Genomic DNA, 22,078 nt, shown 5'->3' with positions numbered 1-22,078 from the left:
ATTCACGGAGGAAATATGAGAGACATTACACCCGATATTTGTGACCAATTTGAAGACCAAGTGAGCTTGCTTACTTTACCATTGCAGAACTTTGGTCAACGTAGCGCTTTTTACGGTGAAATCGTTACGGTGCGCTGCTATCACGATAACTCGAAAGTGCGTGAAGTACTGGGCGAAGATGGAACGGGTAAAGTATTGATTGTTGACGGACATGGATCGTGTCAGAGAGCATTACTCGGCGATCAATTAGCGATACTCGGAATAGAAAATGGGTGGGAAGGTATCATTGTCTATGGTGCAATACGCGACGTAGCACAAATATCTCAAATGGACATTGGCGTTCAAGCTCTTGGAACTAACCCGTTTAAAACAGAGAAACGCGGGATAGGAGAGGTAAACGTAACCTTAACGATGCAAAGCCAAATCGTTCAACCTAAGCACTACGTTTACGCGGACTGGAACGGTGTGTTGATTTCTAAGCAAAAGCTGGACTTCTAAAAACGAAAGCCTAAACCAACCTCAAAGCCTTGTTGCCAATCTTGGTAATCAAGAGTCGCGTGAAGATCCAGTTTATCGGTAATTTTTACGCGACTTGATACTTCAGCCGCGAGGCTACTGTCGTCTTGGCGAATACCTTCCGCTGTTTCGTTCTTGTAAGAGCGAACTGTACTTTTCAGCGTGACACGATCATTAAAGTGATAGCTGATCCCACTCAAAAAACCACTTTGATTTTTGGTAGGAGAGTTATTGACTCGCGCACCGACATAAACGTCTACCGAATCAAAAAGTTCGTAAGCGTAACCCGTATCGATATTCCAAACATCAAAACTGTCAGACTGATAACTGTCGCTGGAAATGAATAGTTTATGAGGAGAAGGGGATGTTTTGCCTGGAAGCGGCGGAAGCTCGTTTGCTAGACAAACACCAGGCACAAAAAACAGCAACAGAAAAAGCCCTCTTTTCATGTTCACCACTCCTTGTGTCAACTTTTTTATTAGTATGCGCCCAAAGCTTCTGACTATTAAAGCATAGAATATGAAAGCTAGCTCACCTATTTTCTAAATAATTCGATCCTATGAACATAAGTCACAGTTAAGTTGTTGTTATGTGTCACAACCCTCTCGAATTATTTGATCGTACGTTTTATGGCAAAGATCAGACTAGTTATTAGATAAAAAACCGAACTGGTGATGATGGTTAAGTCCTTTACAAAAACTAACTGTAGATTTTTAAATGATCAATAATGTGTAATTAACTATAAATATCAATGACATTGCTTAGCAGAATTCTCTGAAAGATGGAAAAACAAACAATTTTTTGTTGACTATGTATCAGAAACTCGGTAAACGTAGAGTTAAGCAAACACAATTAACGTTGAATATTTATTTATGCCATCTAACAGCCTAGTAGTAATGACCACGACCATTATTATTACCGACACGACACATGTTGGGGCAGGCTGCTGAGCGAAAGAAATTCACAAAAAAGGCCTGTATCCAACAAGATACAGGCCTTTTTTTATGCTTTTTTATCCAGAATTTAGACAAATTTAAGAAGATATACCGGAGGAAGGGATGCGAGTATTGAAGTTTGGCGGATCATCACTAGCTGATGCAGATCGCTTTTTGAGAGCGGCAGACATTATTGCCAATAACGCTCAACAAGAAGAAGTGGCGGTTGTTCTTTCCGCTCCTGGTAAAACAACAAACAAATTGGTTGCGGTCATTGAAGGCGCATTGCGCAATGGTGAAGCAGAACTACAAATCAAAGAGTTGGAGGAGTCGTTTAAAACGCTCTTCACTCAAGTCCAAGCAGTACTACCCAATATCGATGGTTCAGCTTTCGATAACCAAGTGAAAACTTCTCTCTCTCAATTACGCCAATTCGTTCATGGCATCAATCTTCTTGGCATGTGCCCAAACAATGTTAATGCACGTATTATTAGCAAAGGCGAACGCGTTTCGATTCAATTGATGAAAGCGGTGTTAGAAGCCAAAGGCCAGCCTGCACATCTTATCGACCCAGTTGAATACCTATACGCAAAAGGTGATCACCTTGAAGCCATGGTCGATGTTGAAGTTTCGACTCAGAACTTCCGCCAGAATCCTCTTCCTCAAGGTCATGTGAACATCATGCCTGGCTTTACCGCAGGTAACGAGAAAGGTGAATTGGTAACACTTGGTCGCAATGGCTCTGATTATTCGGCGGCGGTTCTTGCGGCGTGTCTGCGCGCAGATTGCTGTGAGATCTGGACAGACGTAGATGGTGTGTACAACTGTGACCCTCGCTTAGTCGAAGATGCTCGCCTACTTAAATCTCTTAGCTATCAAGAAGCGATGGAGCTTTCTTACTTCGGTGCTTCCGTTCTGCACCCGAAAACCATCGCCCCAATCGCACAGTTCCACATCCCATGTCTGATCAAAAACAGCTTTAACCCACAAGGTGCAGGAACTTTGATTGGGCAAGACACTGGTGAAGACAATCTGGCGATCAAAGGTATCACGACGCTAAACGACCTAACTATGGTTAACGTCTCCGGCCCAGGTATGAAGGGTATGGTTGGCATGGCAAGCCGCGTATTTGGCGCAATGTCTTCCGCTGGTGTGTCTATTGTTCTTATTACTCAGTCTTCTTCTGAGTACAGCATTAGCTTCTGTATTGAGGCAGAAGATAAAGCAAAAGCGCAACAAGTACTGGCCGATGCGTTTGAGTTGGAACTGAAAGATAGCTTATTAGAGCCGGTCGAGTTTATTGATAATGTTTCAATCATAACGTTGGTTGGTGACGGCATGCGTACATCGCGCGGTGTTGCATCTCGCTTCTTCTCATCTCTTGCTGAAGTGAACGTAAACATTGTAGCCATCGCACAGGGCTCATCTGAGCGTGCTATCTCAGCCGTGATTCCTGAAGATAAAATCTCTGAAGCGATCAAAGCGTGTCACGAAAACCTATTCAACTCTAAGCACTTCTTAGACGTATTCGTGGTTGGTATTGGTGGCGTTGGTGGTGAGCTGGTGGATCAGATCGAGCGTCAACAGGCGAAGCTTGCGGAAAAAGGCATCGTTATTCGCGTGTGTGGCTTGGCAAACAGCAAAGGTCTTCTGCTTGATAGTGAAGGTCTGCCACTCGATCATTGGCGTGATCGTATGTCGGCAGCGACAGAAGAGTTCAGCCTAGCGCGTTTGATTTCTTTGGTTCAACGTAACCACATCATCAACCCAGTATTGGTTGACTGTACATCAAGTGAAGATATTGCGAATCAATACGCTGATTTCCTAGCTGCTGGTTTCCATGTCGTTACACCAAATAAAAAAGCAAATACAGCAAGCATGGCTTACTACCATCAGCTTCGCGATGTTGCGCGCAGCTCTCGTCGCAAGCTGATGTACGAAACAACTGTGGGGGCGGGTCTACCGGTAATCGAAAACCTGCAAAACCTAATCTCAGCGGGTGATGAGCTAGAGCGCTTCAGCGGTATTCTTTCTGGCTCTCTGTCATACATCTTCGGTAAGTTAGATGAAGGTATGAGCCTAAGTGAAGCAACTAATATCGCAAAAGAAAATGGTTTTACTGAACCGGATCCTCGTGATGACCTTTCTGGTATGGATGTCGCGCGTAAGCTTCTGATCCTAGCTCGTGAAGCAGGCATGTCTCTAGAACTAGAAGACGTTGTGGTTGATCAAGCACTGCCACCAGGTTTTGATGATTCTGGTAGCGTTGATGAATTTATGGCGCGTTTACCTGAAGCAGACGCCTACTTTAAAGAATTATCTGCAAAGGCAGCGGAAGAAGGCAAAGTACTGCGCTACGTTGGTGAGATTAATGAGGGCAAGTGCACAGTAAGCATCGCTGCGGTGGATGAAAACGATCCAATGTATAAAATCAAGGACGGTGAAAACGCACTGGCATTTTACAGCCGTTACTATCAGCCAATCCCACTAGTGTTACGTGGCTATGGTGCAGGCACCGAAGTAACGGCTGCGGGTGTATTTTCTGACGTGATGCGTACTTTAGGTTGGAAACTAGGGGTATAACAATAATGAGTTCAAGTGATATGGATGTAGTGGTTTATGCCCCAGCATCAATTGGTAATGTAAGCGTTGGCTTTGATGTGCTGGGGGCTGCCGTGTCTCCAGTGGATGGCACACTATTGGGTGACCGTGTATTGGTGAAATCTGGGGCTGACCCGTTCAGCCTTAAAACGGCGGGTGATTTTGTTGAGAAATTGCCAACTGAACCAAAAGAGAACATCGTCTACGACTGTTGGCTTGTGTTTGCTCGTGAGTTAGACAAAAAAGGCGTTGAGCTAAAACCACTTGAGATGACGCTAGAAAAGAACATGCCAATTGGCTCTGGTTTAGGCTCAAGTGCATGTTCTATCGTTGCTGCATTAGATGCATTGAACCGATTCCATGGACAGCCAATTAACGAGACAGAATTACTAGCGCTGATGGGAGAGATGGAAGGCAAGATCTCTGGTGGTATTCACTACGACAACGTTGCGCCATGTTACCTTGGTGGTGTGCAACTGATGCTTGAAGAGTTGGGTATCATCAGTCAAGAAGTACCTTGCTTTGATGATTGGTACTGGGTGATGGCGTATCCGGGTATCAAGGTATCAACGGCGGAAGCGCGTGAGATCCTACCATCTCAATACCGCCGACAAGATATCATTGCTCATGGTCGCCACCTTGCGGGCTTTATTCATGCGTGTCATTCTGGTCAGCCAGAACTTGCTGCAAAAATGATCAAAGACGTGATCGCAGAACCGTATCGTGAGAAACTGCTTCCAGGTTTTGCGAATGCACGTCAATACGCAGCGTCTGCGGGTGCATTGGCAACCGGTATTTCTGGCAGTGGTCCGACACTGTTCAGTATTTGCAAAGAGAAAGATGTCGCTGAGCGAGTTGCTCGCTGGTTAGAACAAAACTACGTACAAAACGAAGAAGGATTCGTCCACGTTTGTCGTCTAGATAAGCAGGGTTCGAAAGTAACAGGAAGTGAGCTATGAAGCTTTACAATATAAAAGAAAATGATGAACAAGTTTCCTTTGGCCAAGCCGTTCGCCAAGGGTTAGGTCGCAATCAAGGCCTATTTTTCCCATCGGAATTACCAAAATTTGAAGATATCGATGCGCTGCTTGCAGAAGACTTTGTCTCTCGTAGCACTAAGATTCTATCGGCGTTAATTGGAGATGAACTTACAGAGGAGAAAGTGAATGCTCTTGTTGATGCTGCATTCCAATTCCCTGCGCCTATCAACCAAGTAAGAGATGGTGTTTACGCACTGGAGCTGTTCCATGGCCCAACGCTTGCGTTTAAAGACTTTGGTGGTCGCTTTATGGCGCAATCTCTTGCAGCCGTTTCGGACGGTGGCAAGATCACCATTCTGACAGCAACTTCTGGCGATACTGGCGCAGCCGTTGCGCATGCTTTCTACGGTATGGAAGACATCAACGTTGTGATTCTTTACCCGAAAGGTAAGATCAGCCCACTGCAAGAGAAGCTATTCTGTACGCTTGGTAAGAACATCCATACTGTCGCGATCGATGGAGACTTCGATGCGTGTCAGGCACTGGTTAAGCAAGCTTTTGATGATTCTGCACTGCGTGAAGAGATCGGTCTGAACTCTGCAAACTCAATCAACATCAGCCGTTTGATGGCGCAAATCTGTTACTACTTTGAAGCAGCTGCGCAAATGAGCAAGCAAGAGCGTGAAAACCTAGTGGTATCAGTACCAAGTGGTAACTTTGGTAACCTAACTGCTGGTCTACTGGCAAAAGCGCTGGGCTTGCCTATCAAACGCTTTATCGCGGCAACTAATGCCAATGACACTGTTCCTCGCTACCTAGAAACAGGTAAGTGGGAGCCAAAACCAACAGTCGCAACAACATCGAACGCGATGGACGTGAGCCAACCAAACAACTGGCCTCGTATTGAAGAGCTGTGCCGCGTGAAAGAGTGGGGCTTGGAGACGTTAGGTAAAGGCGCAGTATCTGATGAGCAAAGCGCACAGTCAGTGAAAGATTTACATGCTCTAGGCTACCTATGCGAACCGCATGGTGCGATTGCTTACCGAGTGCTTGAAGAACAATTGCAAGACGGTGAAACCGGTCTGTTCCTATGTACTGCTCACCCTGCGAAGTTCAAAGAAGTCGTGGATGATATTCTAGAATCCGATATCGAGCTTCCTGCGCCACTAGCGAAGCACGCTGCGATGGAGCTGCTATCGGAAGAGCTCGATGCAGACTTTGACGCATTGAAACAAGTACTGCGCCGCGTGCAGTAAGCTTCAAAGTATAGTAAGTATCAAAAACAGAAATAACGAGAGGTGAATGAGTAATCATTCACCTTTTTTATTGTCGGTAAGTTTTGACTCTCTTTATGATTGAGAAACGAACTTAACTAAATGAGATGGAAAGAGAAGCATGCATTTTTTGATTTTTCTTGGCTCAGTGAGAGACAGCACGCCACCACGACCAGCCCGTTTAGGAATGCGAGTCAGTAAAGCGTGTGAAAAACTCATCGCGAGTCAACATTCGCAACATACGGTCGAAATCATCGACCCTTTGAATTACGACTTTGGTGATGTGTTTAAGCCCGAGTTTGCTTATCACCGCTCTAAAGTTCCGCAGAACCTAAGTGAGCTGGCAGACAAAATCAAACATGCGGATGGGTATGTGATGGTTAGCCCGGAATATAACCATTCGATGAGTCCTGCTCTGGCGAACACGCTTAACCATTTCGGCAGTTCGCTGTTTTCTTACAAGCCGAGTGCTATCGTGACCTATTCTGCCGGACAATGGGGTGGTGTTAGAGCTGCCGTTTCTATGCGTACCTTCTTATCTGAACTTGGATGTCTACCTGTCTCTGCGATGATCCACATTCCGAAAGCGCAAGAAGTGTTTGATGAGCAGGGCGTTGCTGCGGATGAGTCGGAGCAGACGCAGTGGGACAACTATATGAATCGCACTATGCATCAATTGATTTGGTGGGCAGAAGGGGCGTCACTGCAAAGAGATAGGCTTGATCCAACCTCTGTAGCGCAAGCGTTTCAGAAAGATCCTTCGCAAAGAAATGCACCTCAGAGGCGAGTTGCTTTCCATTATAGAAAGGGTTTAGAAGGATTCTGAAACAAAAAAAGCTTGGTCATTGCTGACCAAGCTTTTTAAATTCTAGCGAGCTAATTTACTGAGAGATTATAGAGTCTCAGTAAAAGTACGAGCGATTACATCACGTTGTTGCTCTGGAGTTAGCGAGTTAAAACGTACTGCGTAACCAGAAACACGAATAGTTAGTTGTGGGTATTTCTCTGGGTGTGCAACTGCATCTTCTAGTGTTTCGCGTTTAAGCACGTTCACGTTTAGGTGTTGGCCGCCTTCGATACGAGGAGCAGTTTCGATTGCAACTTCACGGCTTTCGTATTCACCTAGGTCGCTGATTGCGATAACTTGGTCTGCTTCGTAGCCAGCAGTTGCAGCAACACAACGAGCTTCATTTTTTTCGCTATCTAATAGCCAGATAGAGTTTAGTAGGTCGTCGTTTGCCGCTTTTGTAATTTGGATACCTTGGATCATCACTATCTCCTAGACCACTTACGTGGTGATTATTGGTGTTAATTTTCGAATTTTCGTTGAGCTGAGTATTATATAGCTAATATCCACTATTTTAATATTGATTTAAGTCAAAAAACAACCAAAAACATTATTTTTATTAAGGTAATTTTATTGAGTTAAATCAATAAAACCTTTGAAAACAAACTAATTACAATTTATTTGATAATATAAAAAATATTTAATAACTAGTTTTGTTGTAAATTTACTACAAATTGAGATTAAAGTTTAAACTGGTTAACGCAACTATCTGTATTTAGGTAGCAATACTGAAAGTCTAAAGTGATTAAATGACAAACATGAAAAACAAGCTTGGGAATAAACTCATTGGTGCACATGTCTCTGCTGCTGGTGGGGTCGATCAAGCTCCGTTGAGAGCTCGTGAAATTGGCGCGAATGCCTTCGCACTATTTACAAAAAACCAACGCCAGTGGGTGGCGAAGCCTTTAGAAGCAAAAACCATCAGTGCGTTTAAAGCGAACTGTAAAATGCTGGGTTTCGGAGCAGGGCATATTCTTCCCCATGATTCTTATCTGATTAACTTGGGTGCGCCGGAAGAAGAAAAGCTGAATAAATCCCGCGCGGCATTTATTGATGAAATGGAGCGTTGTAATCAGTTGGGGCTGACTTTGCTTAACTTCCATCCGGGTAGTCACCTAAAGAAAGTCTCTGAACAGGAGTGCCTCGCAACGATCGCCGAGTCGATCAATCTTGCGCATAAAGCGGTGCCGAATGTGATCGCTGTTATCGAGAATACGGCAGGTCAAGGCACTAACTTAGGCTGGAAGTTTGAGCACCTTGCTGAAATCATCGAGCAAGTGGAAGATAAAGATCGTGTCGGCGTTTGTATTGATACCTGCCATACCTTTACGGCTGGTTATGACTTACGTACAAAAGAAGATTGCGAGCGCACCTTTGCAGAGTTCGACCGTATCGTAGGTATGCACTATTTAAGAGCAATGCATCTAAATGATTCAAAAGTAGAGTTTGCCAGCAAAGTAGATCGCCACCATTCGCTAGGTAAAGGAGAGATCGGGTGGGATTGCTTTGAGTACATCGCGAAAGACCCTCGTTTTGATGGTATCCCTCTGATTTTGGAAACAATTGATCCAGATATTTGGCAGCAAGAGATCAACACGTTGCGTCAATTCCATTTAGCGGCCATTGCCAGTTAATGGCGTAACCACAAAGTTGGCACCTTTCTTTCTTAGTCATTGAACATCAATCTCTGAATTAGCAAAGAAGGATGCCAACATGTCTCGACCACTCTCTTTTACTCCTTATGCTTTCACTCGTCGCGTGCTTCGCTTACCGATGCCTAATCGTCACATTACCGGACAGGGGCATTTTCGAACGCCACAGAAGCATTAGTCTTTTATTACTTGTCTCAAGTTCGTGGTAAGTTTTTGTTTGTTTGAGTTTCGCTCGTTAGAATAGAAGCAAAATTTAGGACAGGAACTTTCCATGAATCAGTCACCCACTTGGCACGATGTGATCGGCGAAGAGAAAAAGCAGAGCTACTTTGTAGACACCTTGAATTTTGTTGAAGCCGAACGCGCCGCAGGCAAAGCTATTTTTCCTCCCGCAAAAGATGTCTTTAACGCGTTTCGTTTTACCGAGTTCAAAGACGTTAAGGTCGTGATTCTAGGACAAGACCCATACCACGGCCCAAATCAGGCGCATGGCCTGTGTTTCTCTGTACTTCCTGGCATTAAAACGCCACCGTCACTGGTTAATATGTATAAAGAGCTGGCGCAAGATATTGAAGGTTTCCAAATCCCTCAGCATGGTTTTTTGCAAAGCTGGGCTGAACAAGGCGTATTGTTACTCAATACGGTATTAACGGTGGAGCAAGGTAAAGCGCATTCACATTCAAAGACAGGTTGGGAAACGTTTACTGATCGAGTGATTGAAGCCATTAATCAGCATCAAGAAGGTGTAGTGTTCTTGCTGTGGGGTTCACATGCACAGAAGAAAGGTCGTTTTATCGATCGCAATAAGCACCATGTGTTAGCTGCCCCACACCCATCGCCACTTTCTGCACATCGAGGCTTTTTCGGTTGTAAGCATTTCTCTCAAGCAAACCAGTTGCTTACATCACAAGAAAAAGCACCAATTAACTGGCATTTGCCATTAACGGTATAAATGAAGAGACAGCGATCATGGATGGTATGATCGCTGTTTTTTTGAGCACGCTCGAGGCTGATAGTAAATTTCTCATGTACACTTACTAAAAGTAGGTGTTAAGGAGAGACGCTATGATGATCGAAAGAATTCGACGCGAACATGGTTATATGGTTCGTCTGTTGGCGATACTGCGCCATAAGCTTAATGAGATAAAAAAAGAACGTGTAATCAACTATGCGTTAGTAAGCGAGATTGTTGATTACCTCTCTAATCATTCGGAGAAAGTACACCACCCGAAAGAAGATATCCTCTATCACCACTTTCTTGAACACTATGGTAAGCAACAAACCATGGAAAATTTAGAGAAAGAACATCTAGAGTTAGCGAGTAAAACCAGAGAGTTTTCATCCGTGATAGAGATGATCCTTCAGGATGCTGTTGTGCCACAAGACATGTTTGTCGCTCACCTAGAAGATTTCATAGAATCGCAAAGGCACCACTTGGAGCTAGAAGAGCGAAAAATTTTGCCTCTCATTGAAGAGTTATTTACCACAGAAGATTGGCAGCATGTCGAGAGCTTATGGAGCGTCAGTGAGGATGATCCTGTGTTTGGTGACACGATTGCTGATCGTTATAAGCAGTTGGCCGAACGTGTTCGTCAAAGTGATACTGAATATGTTTAAGACTGAATGATGAAACCTGAGCGAGCGAAAGCCGTCTCTCGGGTTTGTGAGATACATTTCTTATTTATTGGGAATCAACCGAAAATTTAGTGTGCATATTTCTCGGCAAAAAGTACGGAAGATTCTCATTGAGTAATAATGGTATTCATACTTAAACCTTGGTACATAAACTCACGGTGTTTACGGTCACTGTAAACAAAAAACAAAAGGCACCTGTAAGGTGCCTTTTGTTTGAATTAGAGTTTAATGTCTTCCAAGTTATAATCGGTACAGACATCAAGTTCGCGCAGCTCTTTAAGCAAATTGCGTCTGTCGTTCATCTCTTCTATTTCACGCCACTTTCGCTTTACTGGTTTGGCACGAGATTTGGTTGTTGAGGTAGTATCCAGATTAAAAATGTCATCTAGTTGAAAGCCTTCCATAAGCCACCTTTACCTTTCTTAAGCTAAACTGTTGTAACCAGTCCTTGTGGAGTTTTTTTAGTACCACAATAGCCGTGAGAATAACCATGATATATTTCGCATTTGTGTCGGTAGCATGACATTTTCGTGCAAAAATATTCTCAAAATCACACTTTTTATTGCAACGATGTGGATAAAAAATGCACAAACGATCTCAAGAAAACGATTAAATAGAGAGATTTTCTATGTTAATTCGATTTGATGAATGGGTGCACTGCGCAAAGGTTAAAGTTGCATAAAATCAGTTTGATGAAATAGTGTTCAATTAGATGGTAAGTCACTAGCGTAAATTTATGTAACACCTTGTGAATACTAGCTTGTTCTTGTTTATACGGTTTACCATTCCATTTAATGAAGAATAATTATTTATGTTGGTGTTTGGTAATTGAAATGTTGCGCAGTTTGAGTGTTAAGTCTTCTATTTATGTTATTTTTTGGTGACTTTATAGTGAAAAATAACAATGTTATTCCTATTGTTGCATATTGATTTTTGCGCTCCTAGGTTGCATTATCCGCCCGTCAAAAAATACGCTGGTACGTAAAATGGATGCATGAAGCGACGTTTACGATTCTAGATTGCCCATAAACATTACTTAAAAAGCTAAGCACACTTTGACACTTAGCAGGCAATTTGGTGGATGGCTAGGACGCATAGACTGGCGCAACTCACTTTGAGGTACACATGACAGACTTAATCAATTTGATGAACGATCTCCTCTGGGGCTCGATTCTGGTTTATCTTCTTGTTGGTGTTGGTATTTACTTCACCGTTCGATTAGGGTTCATTCAGTTCCGCCATTTCGGCCACATGTTCTCTGTTCTTAAGAACAGCCGTAAAGCAGACAAAGCTGGTATTTCCTCTTTCCAAGCGCTTTGTACTAGTCTTGCTGCACGTGTTGGTACAGGTAACATGGCGGGCGTTGCAGTTGCATTGACTGCGGGTGGTCCTGGTGCGATCTTCTGGATGTGGCTGATTGCAATGCTTGGTATGGCAACATCGTTTGCTGAGAGCACACTGGCGCAGCTATACAAAACCAAAGATGATGATGGCAACTACCGTGGTGGCCCTGCCTACTACATGGAAAAAGGCCTGGGCATGCGTTGGATGGGCGTGTTGTTCTCAGTTTTCCTAATCATCGCTTTTGGTTTGGTATTCAACGCAGTACAAGCTAACTCAATTGCCAATGCAATGAGCAACGCATTTGGTTGGAATAACCTGTATGTCGGTATTGCCGTTGTTTTACTGTCTGCAATTGTTATTTTCGGTGGCATCAAGCGTATCGCAAGAGTTGCTGAGATGATCGTTCCGATCATGGCACTACTTTATCTAGCCCTAGCGTTGTTCATCATGTTCTCTAACCTAGAGAAATTACCTGATGTATTGATGCTTATCTTTAAGAGTGCATTTGGTCTGCAAGAAGCAGCAGCAGGTGGTCTTGGCTACGCAATTGCACAGGCAATGATTAACGGTATCAAGCGCGGTCTATTCTCGAATGAAGCAGGTATGGGTTCTGCACCTAACGCGGCAGCTTCAGCAACACCTTACCCACCACACCCAGCGTCTCAAGGTTACGTACAGATGCTAGGCGTGTTCATGGATACGATCGTTATCTGTTCTGCAACAGTGGCTATCATCCTGATGTCTGGTGAGTATGTCGGTCAAGCAACAGAAGTGACGGGTATCGAGCTAACTCAGCGTGCATTGAGCTCACAAGTTGGCGATTGGGGCGGCATCTTTGTTGCTGTGGCAATCTTCTTCTTTGCGTTTACTTCAATTATTGCAAACTACTCGTATGCTGAAACGAACTTAATCTTCCTAGAGCACAATCATAAAGCGGGCTTAAGCATTTTCCGCGTTATTGTTCTTGGTATGGTGATGTTTGGTGCACTAGCTTCGTTACCAGTCGTATGGTCGCTTGCTGACGTCTCTATGGGTCTGATGGCGATAGTCAACTTAGTGGCGATCATCTTGCTATCTGGCATCGTGATTAAACTGGCAAAAGATTACAACCGCCAGCTTGGTGAAGGCAAAGTGCCAACATTTGATGCGAATGACTTCCCGGAGCTGAAATCTCAGCTTGAAGAAGGCATTTGGTACAACGATAAAAAAGACTAAGTGAGCTATCACTCATAGTTGAAAGCTATTAGTACGATGTAAAAAGCCATGCAGACAATGCATGGCTTTTTTTGTACCCTATTAAAAACAAAATTAGAGAAGGGAAAGTCATGCTTATCGTAGTTTCTCCAGCGAAGACTCTTGATTACGAGTCTCCGTTAGCGACAGAAAAATTTACTCAACCTGAGTTGGTCGAATACTCAAAAGAGCTTATCGATGTTTGCCGCAAACTGACTCCTGCTGATGTTGCCTCTTTAATGAAAGTGAGCGACAAGATTGCCGATTTAAATGTGGGCCGATTCCAAGAGTGGAGTGAAACGTTTACCACGGAAAACTCACGACAAGCCATTCTTGCATTTAAAGGTGACGTTTACACAGGGCTAGACGCCGAAAGTTTATCTGAAGCGGACTTCGAATATGCTCAAGATCATCTGCGTATGCTATCGGGTCTTTATGGTTTACTAAAACCACTTGATTTGATGCAGCCATACCGTCTTGAAATGGGTACCAAGCTTGCAAACGACAAGGGTACGAACTTGTACCAGTTTTGGGGCAATGTAATTACGGACAAGCTTAACGAAGCGATTTCTGCTCAAGGTGATAATGTCCTTATCAACCTTGCATCAAATGAATACTTTAAAGCGGTTAAGCCAAAGAATTTAGATGCGCAAGTGATCACGCCAGTATTCAAAGATTGTAAGAATGGTCAATACAAGGTCATCAGTTTTTACGCGAAGAAAGCGCGCGGTATGATGGCGCGTTACATCATTGAAAACCGTGTTGAGAGCGTTGCAGACCTGACTAAGTTTGATACGGCGGGTTACTACTTTGTGGAAGATGAATCGACGCCAACAGAGTTAGTATTTAAACGCGAAGAGCAAAAATAAAGCTGATTGAGACGTAGTCTACGTTAATCTCTATCAGCACAAACGAAAAAGGGTTGGCATTGCCAACCCTTTGTTATTTTCTAGCTTGAGCTACTTGGCCCCAACAAGATTACTTCTTCTTAGCGGTTTTCTTTTTCGCTACTTTTTTCTTGTCGTCTTTTTTCTTTTTCTTCTTAAACACAGGCTTTTTGTGTTTAGGACGCATCTCTTTCACGAAACGCTCTTTGATGTCTTCTTTCACGTAACGTGCAACGCGATCCATCATTGGTTGGTCGTGTGCTTCTACGATTGAGATAGCGTTACCTTTCTTACCTGCGCGAGCCGTACGGCCGATACGGTGAAGGTAAACATCAGCCGTGCGCGGCATGTCGTAGTTGATAACGTGTGATACATCCGGAAGATCGATACCACGCGCAGCAACGTCCGTCGCGAGCAGCACGTTCACAGTTCCATCGCGGAAGCGAGAAATCGCATTGTTACGACGATCTTGCGGCATTTCACCTTGAATCCAAGAACATGGAATCTGTGCACTTTCAAGCTGCGCTCGTAGCTCAGCCAAACGCTCACGAGTCTTTAAAAAGACGATAGTGCGCTCAGCTTGCTGAGTAATAATGTGTTTTAGTAATTCCAGTTTGTGTTCAGCATCATCAGCTCGGTGGTACCACTGAGCAATTTTCTTACGCTCACGCAGCGGCGATTTTGCGTCGATCTCTGCTGGGTCATTCAACAGATCAGCGGTAAAGCCTTCTACGCCTTTCCCTTCTAACGTTGCTGAGAACAGAAGGGTTTGCTTACGCCAGCGACATTCGTTAGATAGGCGATCGACTGTAGGAGCAAAACCCATATCTAGCATACGGTCTGCTTCATCAAGGATTAACCATTCGATTGCACGACAATCAAAACGTTCTGCATCAATGTATTCTTTTAAACGGCCAGGTGTCGCAACCACAATGTCTTGTGTTGTTGCAAGGATGTCGGCGTGCTCTTGGTACTGAACACCACCAGTGATGGTGAAAATGTTGAGTTTGGTATTTTTTGCCAAAGCACGTGCTTGATCGGCAATTTGCATCGCCAGTTCGCGAGTAGGCGTTAGGATCAAAATACGCGCAGGTCCAGGCTTACGACGAGGGAAGTCTTGCAAGTATTGCAATGCTGGCAGGACGAAGGCGGCCGTTTTACCAGTTCCTGTTGGCGCTGACGCTAGAATGTCACGACCGTCCAACGCTTGTGGAATCGCTTCTGCCTGAATTTTTGTTGGGCGTTCGTAACCCATCTCTTCAATGGCTTCAAGTAGGTTTTGGTCTAGATCAAGTTCAGCAAAGGTTCTGATCACAATGAGTTCTCCACAAGCAAAGCTTGGTTAATGGTTCGCCACAACAGCATAGAATACAAAAAGGTCGCACATTATAAAGTGATTGGTGATAAGGATCACATGTTATTTCACATCTTAAGATAAAACTCGCGGGTTAACTGGATGAAATCATCACTATAGCCGTCATTTGAACGGATAATTAAATGTGACGTCTGCAAATCGCAAGGTCGTTTTGACAGTTCAAATAACAGTCGGTGTACTGGTTTCTTTTCTGATGGTTGCACACGACAGATCCGCGATAGATACCAACTTTGGTTTAATGCTAGCTCAATGAACTGCTCGCCTTCGGTGATTGGCAACACAAAACTAGCTCTCCCTTCGTCATCAAGCAAATGATAGCAACGCTGTAGCAATGCGTTATGGCCTAGCGTATCAGTGTGCCTCGCGGTTGCACGTTGACTGTGTTTCGATTGCTCGCCGCTGTTGAAGTAGGGCGGGTTACAAATGATGCGTTGGAATGGATGTGTCGGCGTAAAGTGCAGTATGTCGGTGTGATGCACACTTACACGATCTGACCAAGGAGACTGGGCCATATTTTTTTGCGCGGCAGCAACGGCTGTTAATTCGATATCGACCGCGGTTATTTGAGCTTCTGTAAAGCGTTGAGCACACATCAGGGCAAGCAGGCCAGTGCCAGTGCCAATATCGAGAATTTTAGCGTCGTTAGGGCTTTGAATCCAAGCACCAAGCATTACCCCATCTGTGCTGACTGGCATACCACTCTCGCCGCCCTCAATACAAAATTGCTTAAAATTGAAGCCTTTAGTTTTCAGTTTTTTGTTCTTCATGATTGTTTTATATTTGCTCAATAATTAAGTGGATTGCTCTATTGTTTATTAATTGTATAGATTGTTGTTTTGTTGGTTACTAAATTGTATTGTTAATTGATCGAGATAAAGAACTGGTCTGTTATTTGGATCTGGTTATATCCACTGCTTTTAAGTTTGAAAACTAAATTAATATGGTGTTTTTTTCTTAAAGGTTGCCAAATGATGAGTCTTTCGTCATTATGCGGCGAAAATTTTATAGATTGAACCACGTGTACTTATTGACTTTAGGTATACAAAAAGTGGTCTAAGCATACACAACATTCATTAATTAAAAGACAAGGGTTATCTGTGAAGCAGACGTTAAAACTAACAGATATTATCGCAGTAGGCTTTATGCTATTTGCGTTCTTTTTAGGTGCGGGCAATATTATCTTTCCACCTCTAGCGGGTCAGTTAGCGGGTGAAAACTTAATGCCAGCTATGTTTGGTTTCTTGCTAACAGCGGTAGGTCTACCTCTTATTACTATCGTTGCTATTGCTGTTGCTGGTGGTTCTTGGGATCACTTGACGCAAGATCTTCCGAAAAAAGCGGCAGTTCTTATGGCTGCACTGATTTTCATCATCATTGGTCCTGCGTTTGCAGCGCCTCGTACTGGCCTAGTGGCTTACGAGATGGCGGTGAAACCTTTCTTCCTTGAGGCGTCACAAACGCATCTGACAGCGTTCTCAGTGATCTTCTTTATCGCAGCAATGATGTTCTCATGGTTCCAAGGCCGTTTGATCGATCTCATCGGTAAAGTACTGACACCAGCATTGTTCGTTGGTTTGATCATTCTTGCTGTCGCTGTCTTCCTTGATCCTCAGGGCGATATGATTGGCGCGCACGGTGAATACCTAACGCAGCCTCTGACCAAAGGCTTCTTAGAAGGCTACAACACAATGGATACGTTCGCGTCATTGATGTTTGGCATGCTGATGGTTGATGCACTGCGCGGTAAAGGCATTACTGAGCGCTCTGCAACTACTAAATATCTGATCTATGCAGGTTGTATTGCTGCTGCTGGTCTTGCGTTTGTTTACATCTCACTATTTTACTTAGGTGCGACGAGTGCAACGGTTGCTGCTGGTGCTGATAATGGTGGCCTAGTGCTTAGCCAATACGTTCAAGCGTTGTTTGGTCCATACGGTCAAATCGTTCTGTCTGTCATCGTATTGCTAGCGTGTCTGACAACCGCGATTGGCTTGATTTCTGCGTGTTCAGATTTCTTCAGCTTGAAAACACCACTGTCATACAAGCAATGGGTACTGATTAATGGTTCTGTTTGTGCATTGGTTGCAAACGTTGGTCTTGCGCAGCTGATTTCTCTGTCAGTGCCAGTATTGTTTGCGCTGTACCCTGTGGCGATTGCGTTGGTTGCACTAACATTTGTGCGCAGCAAACTGCCGAATCCACGCTTTGCTTACCGTGCAGTACTGCTTGTATCTCTGCTGTTTGCGTTGGTTGATGCGGCAAAAGTATCGGGTATTGATGTTTCTGCGTTTAACATGTTGCCATTATTCGAAGTCGGCATGGGTTGGGTGCTTCCAACATTTGCGGCTATCGTGTGCATGTTCTTCATCGCGAAACCTCGCCCAGAGCTAGCACAAGAAACCGCGTAATCACTTCGCGTTATCAAGATAATAAAAAGCCCGATGAATTACTTCATCGGGCTTTTTACTTTTTAATGATGACGTGTTTGCGCTATTAAAGCGTGTCGTGGAATTCCACAAGAACTTGTTCACACCATTTTTCGATGCGTTCATCACTCAGTTCGTACTGTGAGTCTTCATCTAACGCAAGTCCAACAAACTTGCTGCCATCTTCGATCAATGCTTTCGATGCTTCAAATTCGTAGCCTTCATTTGGCCAGTAACCGATAAAGGTTGCGCCTGTGGCTTGCAATTCATCGTGAAGTAAGCCCATCGCATCTAAATACCACTCTCCGTAACCTTCTTGGTCACCCAGACCAAACAGCGCTACAACTTTGCCTTTCAGTGGTGTGGTCGCGATGTCTTGCCAAATCGCGTTCCAATCTTCTTGAATTTCACCAAAATCCCAAGTTGAGATGCCAAGGAGTAATAAGTCGTAGTCCGCCATTAGTGATAACGGTGTCTCTTTCACATTGTGAATGTCGACAAGGTCTTCACCAATAAGGGTACGAATTTTCTCTGCTGCCATTTCGGTGTAGCAGGTCGTTGAGCCGTAAAAGAGTCCGATTTTCATTATATTCGTCGTTATTTGTGTTGCTGTTGTGGAAGATTCTAACCATAAATTGAGGAAGATTGCAGCGAATATCCTATGTGGGATGATTTTTTATGGTATTGGATTGGCAGGTGCTTTAATCTAAATACTGTAAATATAAACAGATAAGGAAGCATTCATGACGGCACAACAGCCTGTCAATCAACAAGATTTTTCGCTTGTTGAGCAATTCTTAGATGCGATGTGGATGGAGCGTGGCCTATCAGAGAACACGTTGGCTTCCTACCGAAACGATTTAATGAAGCTGCTCGTGTGGATGGAAAAACATCGATACCGTCTTGATTTTATCAGTTTGTCTGGCTTGCAAGAATATCAAAGCCACCTTGTAGACTTAGATTACAAACAGACGTCCCGTGCGCGTATGTTGTCGGCTATTCGTCGTTTATTTCAATACCTGCATCGTGAGAAGGTGCGTGCTGATGACCCGAGTGCGCTCTTGGTTAGCCCTAAACTGCCACAACGTTTACCCAAAGATATTAGTGAAGAGCAAGTGGACGCGTTGCTCGAAGCGCCAGACCCGAATGACCCTATAGAATTGCGCGATAAAGCGATGCTAGAGCTACTCTACGCGACAGGGTTGCGTGTGACAGAGCTCGTCAGTTTGACCATGGAAAATGTTAGCTTGCGCCAAGGGGTGGTGCGCGTGACTGGTAAAGGCGGTAAAGAACGCCTGGTTCCTATGGGGGAAAACGCGGTCGATTGGATCGAGACGTTCATTCAACAAGGGCGCCCTGCGTTACTTGGTGATACATCATCTGATATTGTTTTTCCTAGTAAACGCGCAAGACAAATGACTCGTCAGACGTTTTGGCACCGTATTAAGTACTATGCTTTGATAGCAGGGATTGATACTGATCAGCTGTCGCCGCACGTACTGCGTCATGCCTTTGCCACGCATTTATTGAACTATGGCGCAGATCTCAGGGTCGTACAGATGCTTTTAGGACATAGTGACTTATCGACCACGCAAATTTATACTCACGTGGCGACTGAACGATTGAAGCAGATCCACAGTCAACACCACCCAAGAGCATAACAATGGTTAGATTCATCCATGTCTTCTTGGAAAAACGATTTTACATTAAGGTGAATTTCATGAGCGTATTACGCCGACTAACTCTGCTGACTTTACCATTTTTTGTTACCGCTTGTGGTGCAGAAGAAAGTCAGGCTCAAACGGAGACTCCTGCGCAACAAGTGGCGCCAGCTGCCCAGAGCGGCTTTGATGAAGCAGCATTAAAAACTAAGTTCTCAAAGCTTGGTTTATCTATCGTTGATATTCAACCATCAGACGTCGCTGGCTTATTGGAAATTCAAACCAATGGCGGGATCCTGTTTGCTTCAAATGATGGTAGCCATTTTATCGCCGGTACGCTTTATGCCATTAAGGATGATGGCAGTTACAAAGATGTCATAGCAGAGCGTCAAGCGCCACTTAACGCCGAGAAAATTGCGCAGTTCTCCGATAGCATGATCGAATACAAAGCCGACGATGAAAAGTACGTTGTGACCGTATTCACCGATATCACATGTGGTTACTGTGTGCGTCTGCATAGCCAAATGCAAGGCTATAATGAGCTAGGTATTACAGTGCGTTACATGGCTTACCCTCGCCAAGGTGCAACTGGCCCTGTGGCAGAACAAATGGCAACGATTTGGTGTGCTGAAGATCCGGCGTCGGCAATGCACAACGCGAAAGTGAATCGTACATTTGATAACCCTGCGAAAGACCTGAAACAGTGTAAAGAAACCATCCAGGCGCATTACAATCTAGGTCGCCAATTGGGTATTTCTGGTACGCCAGCAATCTTCTTACCGAATGGCGAAATGGTTGGTGGCTACCTACCACCTGCAGAGCTATTGAAACGTTTAAAGCAACTATAATCCATTAGGAGCAGAGTCGGCAAAGTTGTCGGCTCTTTTAAGCATGATAGAAATTCAACGACGTCCTGAACCTGATCTTTCCCTTCTTCCTGATTCCATTCCTCCGATTCTTAAACGTATCTACATCAACCGTGGGATAACGGATCTTTCACAATTAGAAACGTCGGCCCGTGGGTTGCATTCATATCAAAAACTCGGGGGGATTGAGCAAGCTGTCGATCTTTTGTTTCAGGGGATAAAAGAACAAAAACGCATCATCGTTGTCGGTGATTTTGACGCTGATGGTGCGACAAGCTCAGCATTATCAGTACTCGCGCTGCGTATGCTTGGTAGTCACAATGTGGATTACCTAGTGCCAAATCGTTTTGAAGACGGTTATGGGTTAAGTCCAGAAGTCGTTGACCAAGCCTTAGAGCTTGGCGCTGAGATGATCATGACGGTGGATAACGGCGTCTCATCAATCGAAGGCGTGCGTTACGCAAAAGAAAATGGCATTACTGTGCTTGTTACCGATCACCACTTGCCAGGACAAGTGTTGCCTGATGTGGATGCAATGGTGAACCCAAACCTTGAGAGCTGTAGCTTTCCATCTAAAGCGCTTGCGGGTGTGGGGGTCGCGTTTTATCTCATGATGGCACTATGCGTTCATATGCGAAAACACAATTGGTTTGCAGAACAGGGGATGCAAGAGCCCAAGTTGATGGAACTGATTGACCTTGTTGCACTGGGTACCGTCGCCGACGTCGTTCCATTGGATGAAAACAACCGCATTCTTGTACACCAAGGTTTGCAACGTATTCGTGCGGGCAAAGCGCGTCCCGGCATCCAAGCGTTAATTGAGGTCGCGAAGCGCGATGCGCGTCGTTTAGTTGCGTCCGATTTTGGCTTTGCTTTAGGTCCACGTATTAATGCTGCAGGTCGTCTTGATGACATGTCTTTCGGTGTTGAACTGCTGATGTGTAACAACATCCACGCTGCTCGTCGCATGGCAAGTGAATTGGATGGCTTGAACCAAACACGTAAAGAGATTGAAGAAGGCATGAAGCAAGAAGCGATGGCTTTCTGTGAGCGCCTTCAGTTTGGTGAAGGCAATGAGCTTCCTTATGGCCTAGCCTTGTTCCAACGTGATTGGCATCAAGGTGTGATTGGTATTTTGGCTTCGCGTATTAAAGAGAAGTTTCACCGTCCAGTCATTGCATTTGCTGATGGCGGAGAAGGGACGATTAAAGGCTCGTGTCGTTCTATTCCGGGGCTACACATGCGCGATGCGTTGGATTTCATCGACACGCAAAACCCGGGTTTGATCATCAAGTTTGGTGGACACGCCATGGCAGCAGGCTTAACGATTAAAGAGCAGGATTTTGAGCGTTTCAGTCGTTTGTTTGATGAAGTGGTAAAAAAGGAACTCGATGAAGCGGCGCTAAAAGGCGTGATCATGTCCGATGGTGAACTTAAGCCGGAAGAGTTCTCTATGCATGTTGCTGAACAGCTGCGATCGGGTGGCCCTTTTGGACAAGCTTTCCCAGAGCCAATCTTTGATGGTGAGTTTAAAGTACTGCATCAAAAGCTGGTGGGTGAGAAGCATCTTAAATTGATGTTAGAGCCGCTTTATAAAGGTCACCCTACCAATATGATGATCGACGGCATTGCATTCAATGTTGATCTACGCCGATGGCCAGATGCATCGGTTAAAACAGTACGTCTCGCGTATAAGTTGGATGTGAATGAATTTCGTGGTAATCAATCATTGCAATTGATGATCGATCATATCGAAGCTAAGTAATACCTAGATTAACCTTTCTTATAGAGTACGGTTGCCCCGAAGTGGGTGTAAAATTTTATGACCGTGCTCTCTCTCACCGCA

General features: G+C 44.4%; 21 protein-coding genes and 1 other annotated feature. Of the genes, 15 read left to right on the top strand and 6 right to left on the bottom strand.

What is annotated here, in order from left to right:
* Nucleotides 1-15 precede the first annotated feature (15 nt).
* Complete coding sequence (locus tag R7M72_RS18000) at nt 16-498, top strand: putative 4-hydroxy-4-methyl-2-oxoglutarate aldolase (RefSeq protein WP_318056285.1); 483 nt, start codon at nt 16-18, stop codon at nt 496-498.
* On the opposite strand, the gene R7M72_RS17995 is transcribed toward R7M72_RS18000, so the two are convergent.
* Nucleotides 495-965, bottom strand: coding sequence for a hypothetical protein (locus R7M72_RS17995; protein ID WP_005381821.1), 471 nt, complete (start codon nt 963-965; stop codon nt 495-497). The genes R7M72_RS18000 and R7M72_RS17995 overlap by 4 nt on opposite strands.
* Before the next feature lie 423 nt (nt 966-1,388).
* On the opposite strand from R7M72_RS17995, the gene thrL reads away from it, so the two are divergent.
* The 5 genes from thrL to R7M72_RS17970 all read left to right on the top strand — a co-directional run bounded on the left by thrL (nt 1,389) and on the right by R7M72_RS17970 (nt 7,132).
* Nucleotides 1,389-1,466: a thr operon leader peptide gene (gene thrL, locus R7M72_RS17990; RefSeq protein WP_074192076.1), complete on the top strand. Its 78-nt coding sequence runs from the start codon at nt 1,389-1,391 to the stop codon at nt 1,464-1,466.
* Nucleotides 1,402-1,521, top strand: a sequence feature (Thr leader region). (Overlaps the previous gene by 65 nt.)
* 53 nt (nt 1,522-1,574) lie before the next feature.
* Nucleotides 1,575-4,034 (top strand): bifunctional aspartate kinase/homoserine dehydrogenase I, encoded by a 2,460-nt coding sequence (gene thrA / locus R7M72_RS17985; protein ID WP_017821509.1) that lies wholly within the window; start codon nt 1,575-1,577, stop codon nt 4,032-4,034.
* 20 nt (nt 4,035-4,054) lie between these two features.
* Nucleotides 4,055-5,011, top strand: a complete 957-nt coding sequence (thrB, locus tag R7M72_RS17980) for a homoserine kinase (RefSeq protein WP_318056289.1) — start codon at nt 4,055-4,057, stop codon at nt 5,009-5,011.
* A complete protein-coding gene (gene thrC / locus R7M72_RS17975) occupies nt 5,008-6,288 on the top strand; it encodes a threonine synthase (protein WP_025768425.1) in 1,281 nt (426 codons plus the stop codon). The genes thrB and thrC overlap by 4 nt, the downstream gene beginning before the upstream one ends.
* A 139-nt stretch (nt 6,289-6,427) precedes the next feature.
* Nucleotides 6,428-7,132: an NADPH-dependent FMN reductase gene (locus R7M72_RS17970; protein WP_170893689.1), complete on the top strand. Its 705-nt coding sequence runs from the start codon at nt 6,428-6,430 to the stop codon at nt 7,130-7,132.
* 66 nt (nt 7,133-7,198) lie between these two features.
* Here R7M72_RS17970 and grcA read toward each other — a convergent pair whose 3' ends face one another.
* The gene (gene grcA / locus R7M72_RS17965) at nt 7,199-7,576 is read right to left on the bottom strand and encodes an autonomous glycyl radical cofactor GrcA (RefSeq protein ID WP_005381814.1); all 378 of its coding nucleotides are present in this window, start codon (nt 7,574-7,576) and stop codon (nt 7,199-7,201) included.
* A 326-nt stretch (nt 7,577-7,902) separates the two neighbouring features.
* Between grcA and nfo the strand changes: the two genes are divergently transcribed.
* The 3 genes from nfo to R7M72_RS17950 all read left to right on the top strand — a co-directional run bounded on the left by nfo (nt 7,903) and on the right by R7M72_RS17950 (nt 10,422).
* The gene (nfo, locus tag R7M72_RS17960) at nt 7,903-8,787 is read left to right on the top strand and encodes a deoxyribonuclease IV (RefSeq protein WP_213968473.1); all 885 of its coding nucleotides are present in this window, start codon (nt 7,903-7,905) and stop codon (nt 8,785-8,787) included.
* A 289-nt stretch (nt 8,788-9,076) separates the two neighbouring features.
* Entirely contained in the window at nt 9,077-9,757 is a 681-nt protein-coding gene (gene ung, locus R7M72_RS17955; protein ID WP_005382846.1) for a uracil-DNA glycosylase, read from the top strand.
* A gap of 113 nt (nt 9,758-9,870) precedes the next feature.
* Nucleotides 9,871-10,422: a hemerythrin domain-containing protein gene (locus tag R7M72_RS17950; protein ID WP_005381807.1), complete on the top strand. Its 552-nt coding sequence runs from the start codon at nt 9,871-9,873 to the stop codon at nt 10,420-10,422.
* Nucleotides 10,423-10,658: 236 nt separating this feature from the next.
* Here the strand turns inward: R7M72_RS17950 and R7M72_RS17945 are convergent, their stop codons facing one another.
* Nucleotides 10,659-10,844: a DUF3545 family protein gene (locus R7M72_RS17945; RefSeq protein ID WP_005381805.1), complete on the bottom strand. Its 186-nt coding sequence runs from the start codon at nt 10,842-10,844 to the stop codon at nt 10,659-10,661.
* A 721-nt stretch (nt 10,845-11,565) separates the two neighbouring features.
* Between R7M72_RS17945 and R7M72_RS17940 the strand changes: the two genes are divergently transcribed.
* Nucleotides 11,566-12,999 carry an alanine/glycine:cation symporter family protein gene (locus R7M72_RS17940; RefSeq protein ID WP_005381800.1) on the top strand — a complete coding sequence of 478 codons (1,434 nt, stop codon included), beginning with the start codon at nt 11,566-11,568 and terminating at the stop codon, nt 12,997-12,999.
* Between the two features lie 110 nt (nt 13,000-13,109).
* Nucleotides 13,110-13,886 carry a peroxide stress protein YaaA gene (gene yaaA, locus R7M72_RS17935; RefSeq protein WP_005382848.1) on the top strand — a complete coding sequence of 259 codons (777 nt, stop codon included), beginning with the start codon at nt 13,110-13,112 and terminating at the stop codon, nt 13,884-13,886.
* A 109-nt stretch (nt 13,887-13,995) separates the two neighbouring features.
* Here yaaA and srmB read toward each other — a convergent pair whose 3' ends face one another.
* Complete coding sequence (srmB, locus tag R7M72_RS17930; RefSeq protein ID WP_005381797.1) at nt 13,996-15,219, bottom strand: ATP-dependent RNA helicase SrmB; 1,224 nt, start codon at nt 15,217-15,219, stop codon at nt 13,996-13,998.
* Nucleotides 15,220-15,326: 107 nt separating this feature from the next.
* Nucleotides 15,327-16,046, bottom strand: a complete 720-nt coding sequence (locus R7M72_RS17925; RefSeq protein WP_017635070.1) for a tRNA1(Val) (adenine(37)-N6)-methyltransferase — start codon at nt 16,044-16,046, stop codon at nt 15,327-15,329.
* A gap of 330 nt (nt 16,047-16,376) precedes the next feature.
* On the opposite strand from R7M72_RS17925, the gene brnQ reads away from it, so the two are divergent.
* Nucleotides 16,377-17,687, top strand: coding sequence for a branched-chain amino acid transport system II carrier protein (gene brnQ / locus R7M72_RS17920; RefSeq protein ID WP_318056284.1), 1,311 nt, complete (start codon nt 16,377-16,379; stop codon nt 17,685-17,687).
* Nucleotides 17,688-17,772: 85 nt separating this feature from the next.
* On the opposite strand, the gene fldB is transcribed toward brnQ, so the two are convergent.
* Entirely contained in the window at nt 17,773-18,291 is a 519-nt protein-coding gene (gene fldB / locus R7M72_RS17915; protein ID WP_005381790.1) for a flavodoxin FldB, read from the bottom strand.
* 157 nt (nt 18,292-18,448) lie between these two features.
* On the opposite strand from fldB, the gene xerD reads away from it, so the two are divergent.
* The 3 genes from xerD to recJ are packed head-to-tail and all read left to right on the top strand — an operon-like array spanning nt 18,449 to nt 21,997.
* Complete coding sequence (gene xerD / locus R7M72_RS17910; protein WP_005381788.1) at nt 18,449-19,366, top strand: site-specific tyrosine recombinase XerD; 918 nt, start codon at nt 18,449-18,451, stop codon at nt 19,364-19,366.
* A gap of 59 nt (nt 19,367-19,425) precedes the next feature.
* Nucleotides 19,426-20,214, top strand: a complete 789-nt coding sequence (dsbC, locus tag R7M72_RS17905) for a bifunctional protein-disulfide isomerase/oxidoreductase DsbC (protein WP_042521854.1) — start codon at nt 19,426-19,428, stop codon at nt 20,212-20,214.
* A 43-nt stretch (nt 20,215-20,257) separates the two neighbouring features.
* Nucleotides 20,258-21,997: a single-stranded-DNA-specific exonuclease RecJ gene (gene recJ, locus R7M72_RS17900; protein ID WP_225491975.1), complete on the top strand. Its 1,740-nt coding sequence runs from the start codon at nt 20,258-20,260 to the stop codon at nt 21,995-21,997.
* Nucleotides 21,998-22,078: the final 81 nt, after the last annotated feature.

The organism is Vibrio sp. YT-18 (genome assembly GCF_033337345.1).
Lineage (GTDB): Bacteria > Pseudomonadota > Gammaproteobacteria > Enterobacterales > Vibrionaceae > Vibrio > Vibrio alginolyticus.
Note: the sequence above shows the minus strand (reverse complement) of the source record. Positions and strands in the feature narration are given on the sequence as shown.

Coding starts and splice junctions, on each gene's coding strand:
- R7M72_RS18000 (WP_318056285.1), top strand. CDS start 16: ATGAGAGACATTACACCCGATATTTGTGACCAATTTGAAGACCAAGTG.
- R7M72_RS17995 (WP_005381821.1), bottom strand. CDS start 965: ATGAAAAGAGGGCTTTTTCTGTTGCTGTTTTTTGTGCCTGGTGTTTGT.
- thrL (WP_074192076.1), top strand. CDS start 1,389: ATGCCATCTAACAGCCTAGTAGTAATGACCACGACCATTATTATTACC.
- thrA (WP_017821509.1), top strand. CDS start 1,575: ATGCGAGTATTGAAGTTTGGCGGATCATCACTAGCTGATGCAGATCGC.
- thrB (WP_318056289.1), top strand. CDS start 4,055: ATGGATGTAGTGGTTTATGCCCCAGCATCAATTGGTAATGTAAGCGTT.
- thrC (WP_025768425.1), top strand. CDS start 5,008: ATGAAGCTTTACAATATAAAAGAAAATGATGAACAAGTTTCCTTTGGC.
- R7M72_RS17970 (WP_170893689.1), top strand. CDS start 6,428: ATGCATTTTTTGATTTTTCTTGGCTCAGTGAGAGACAGCACGCCACCA.
- grcA (WP_005381814.1), bottom strand. CDS start 7,576: ATGATCCAAGGTATCCAAATTACAAAAGCGGCAAACGACGACCTACTA.
- nfo (WP_213968473.1), top strand. CDS start 7,903: ATGACAAACATGAAAAACAAGCTTGGGAATAAACTCATTGGTGCACAT.
- ung (WP_005382846.1), top strand. CDS start 9,077: ATGAATCAGTCACCCACTTGGCACGATGTGATCGGCGAAGAGAAAAAG.
- R7M72_RS17950 (WP_005381807.1), top strand. CDS start 9,871: ATGATGATCGAAAGAATTCGACGCGAACATGGTTATATGGTTCGTCTG.
- R7M72_RS17945 (WP_005381805.1), bottom strand. CDS start 10,844: ATGGAAGGCTTTCAACTAGATGACATTTTTAATCTGGATACTACCTCA.
- R7M72_RS17940 (WP_005381800.1), top strand. CDS start 11,566: ATGACAGACTTAATCAATTTGATGAACGATCTCCTCTGGGGCTCGATT.
- yaaA (WP_005382848.1), top strand. CDS start 13,110: ATGCTTATCGTAGTTTCTCCAGCGAAGACTCTTGATTACGAGTCTCCG.
- R7M72_RS17925 (WP_017635070.1), bottom strand. CDS start 16,046: ATGAAGAACAAAAAACTGAAAACTAAAGGCTTCAATTTTAAGCAATTT.
- fldB (WP_005381790.1), bottom strand. CDS start 18,291: ATGAAAATCGGACTCTTTTACGGCTCAACGACCTGCTACACCGAAATG.
- xerD (WP_005381788.1), top strand. CDS start 18,449: ATGACGGCACAACAGCCTGTCAATCAACAAGATTTTTCGCTTGTTGAG.
- dsbC (WP_042521854.1), top strand. CDS start 19,426: ATGAGCGTATTACGCCGACTAACTCTGCTGACTTTACCATTTTTTGTT.
- recJ (WP_225491975.1), top strand. CDS start 20,258: ATGATAGAAATTCAACGACGTCCTGAACCTGATCTTTCCCTTCTTCCT.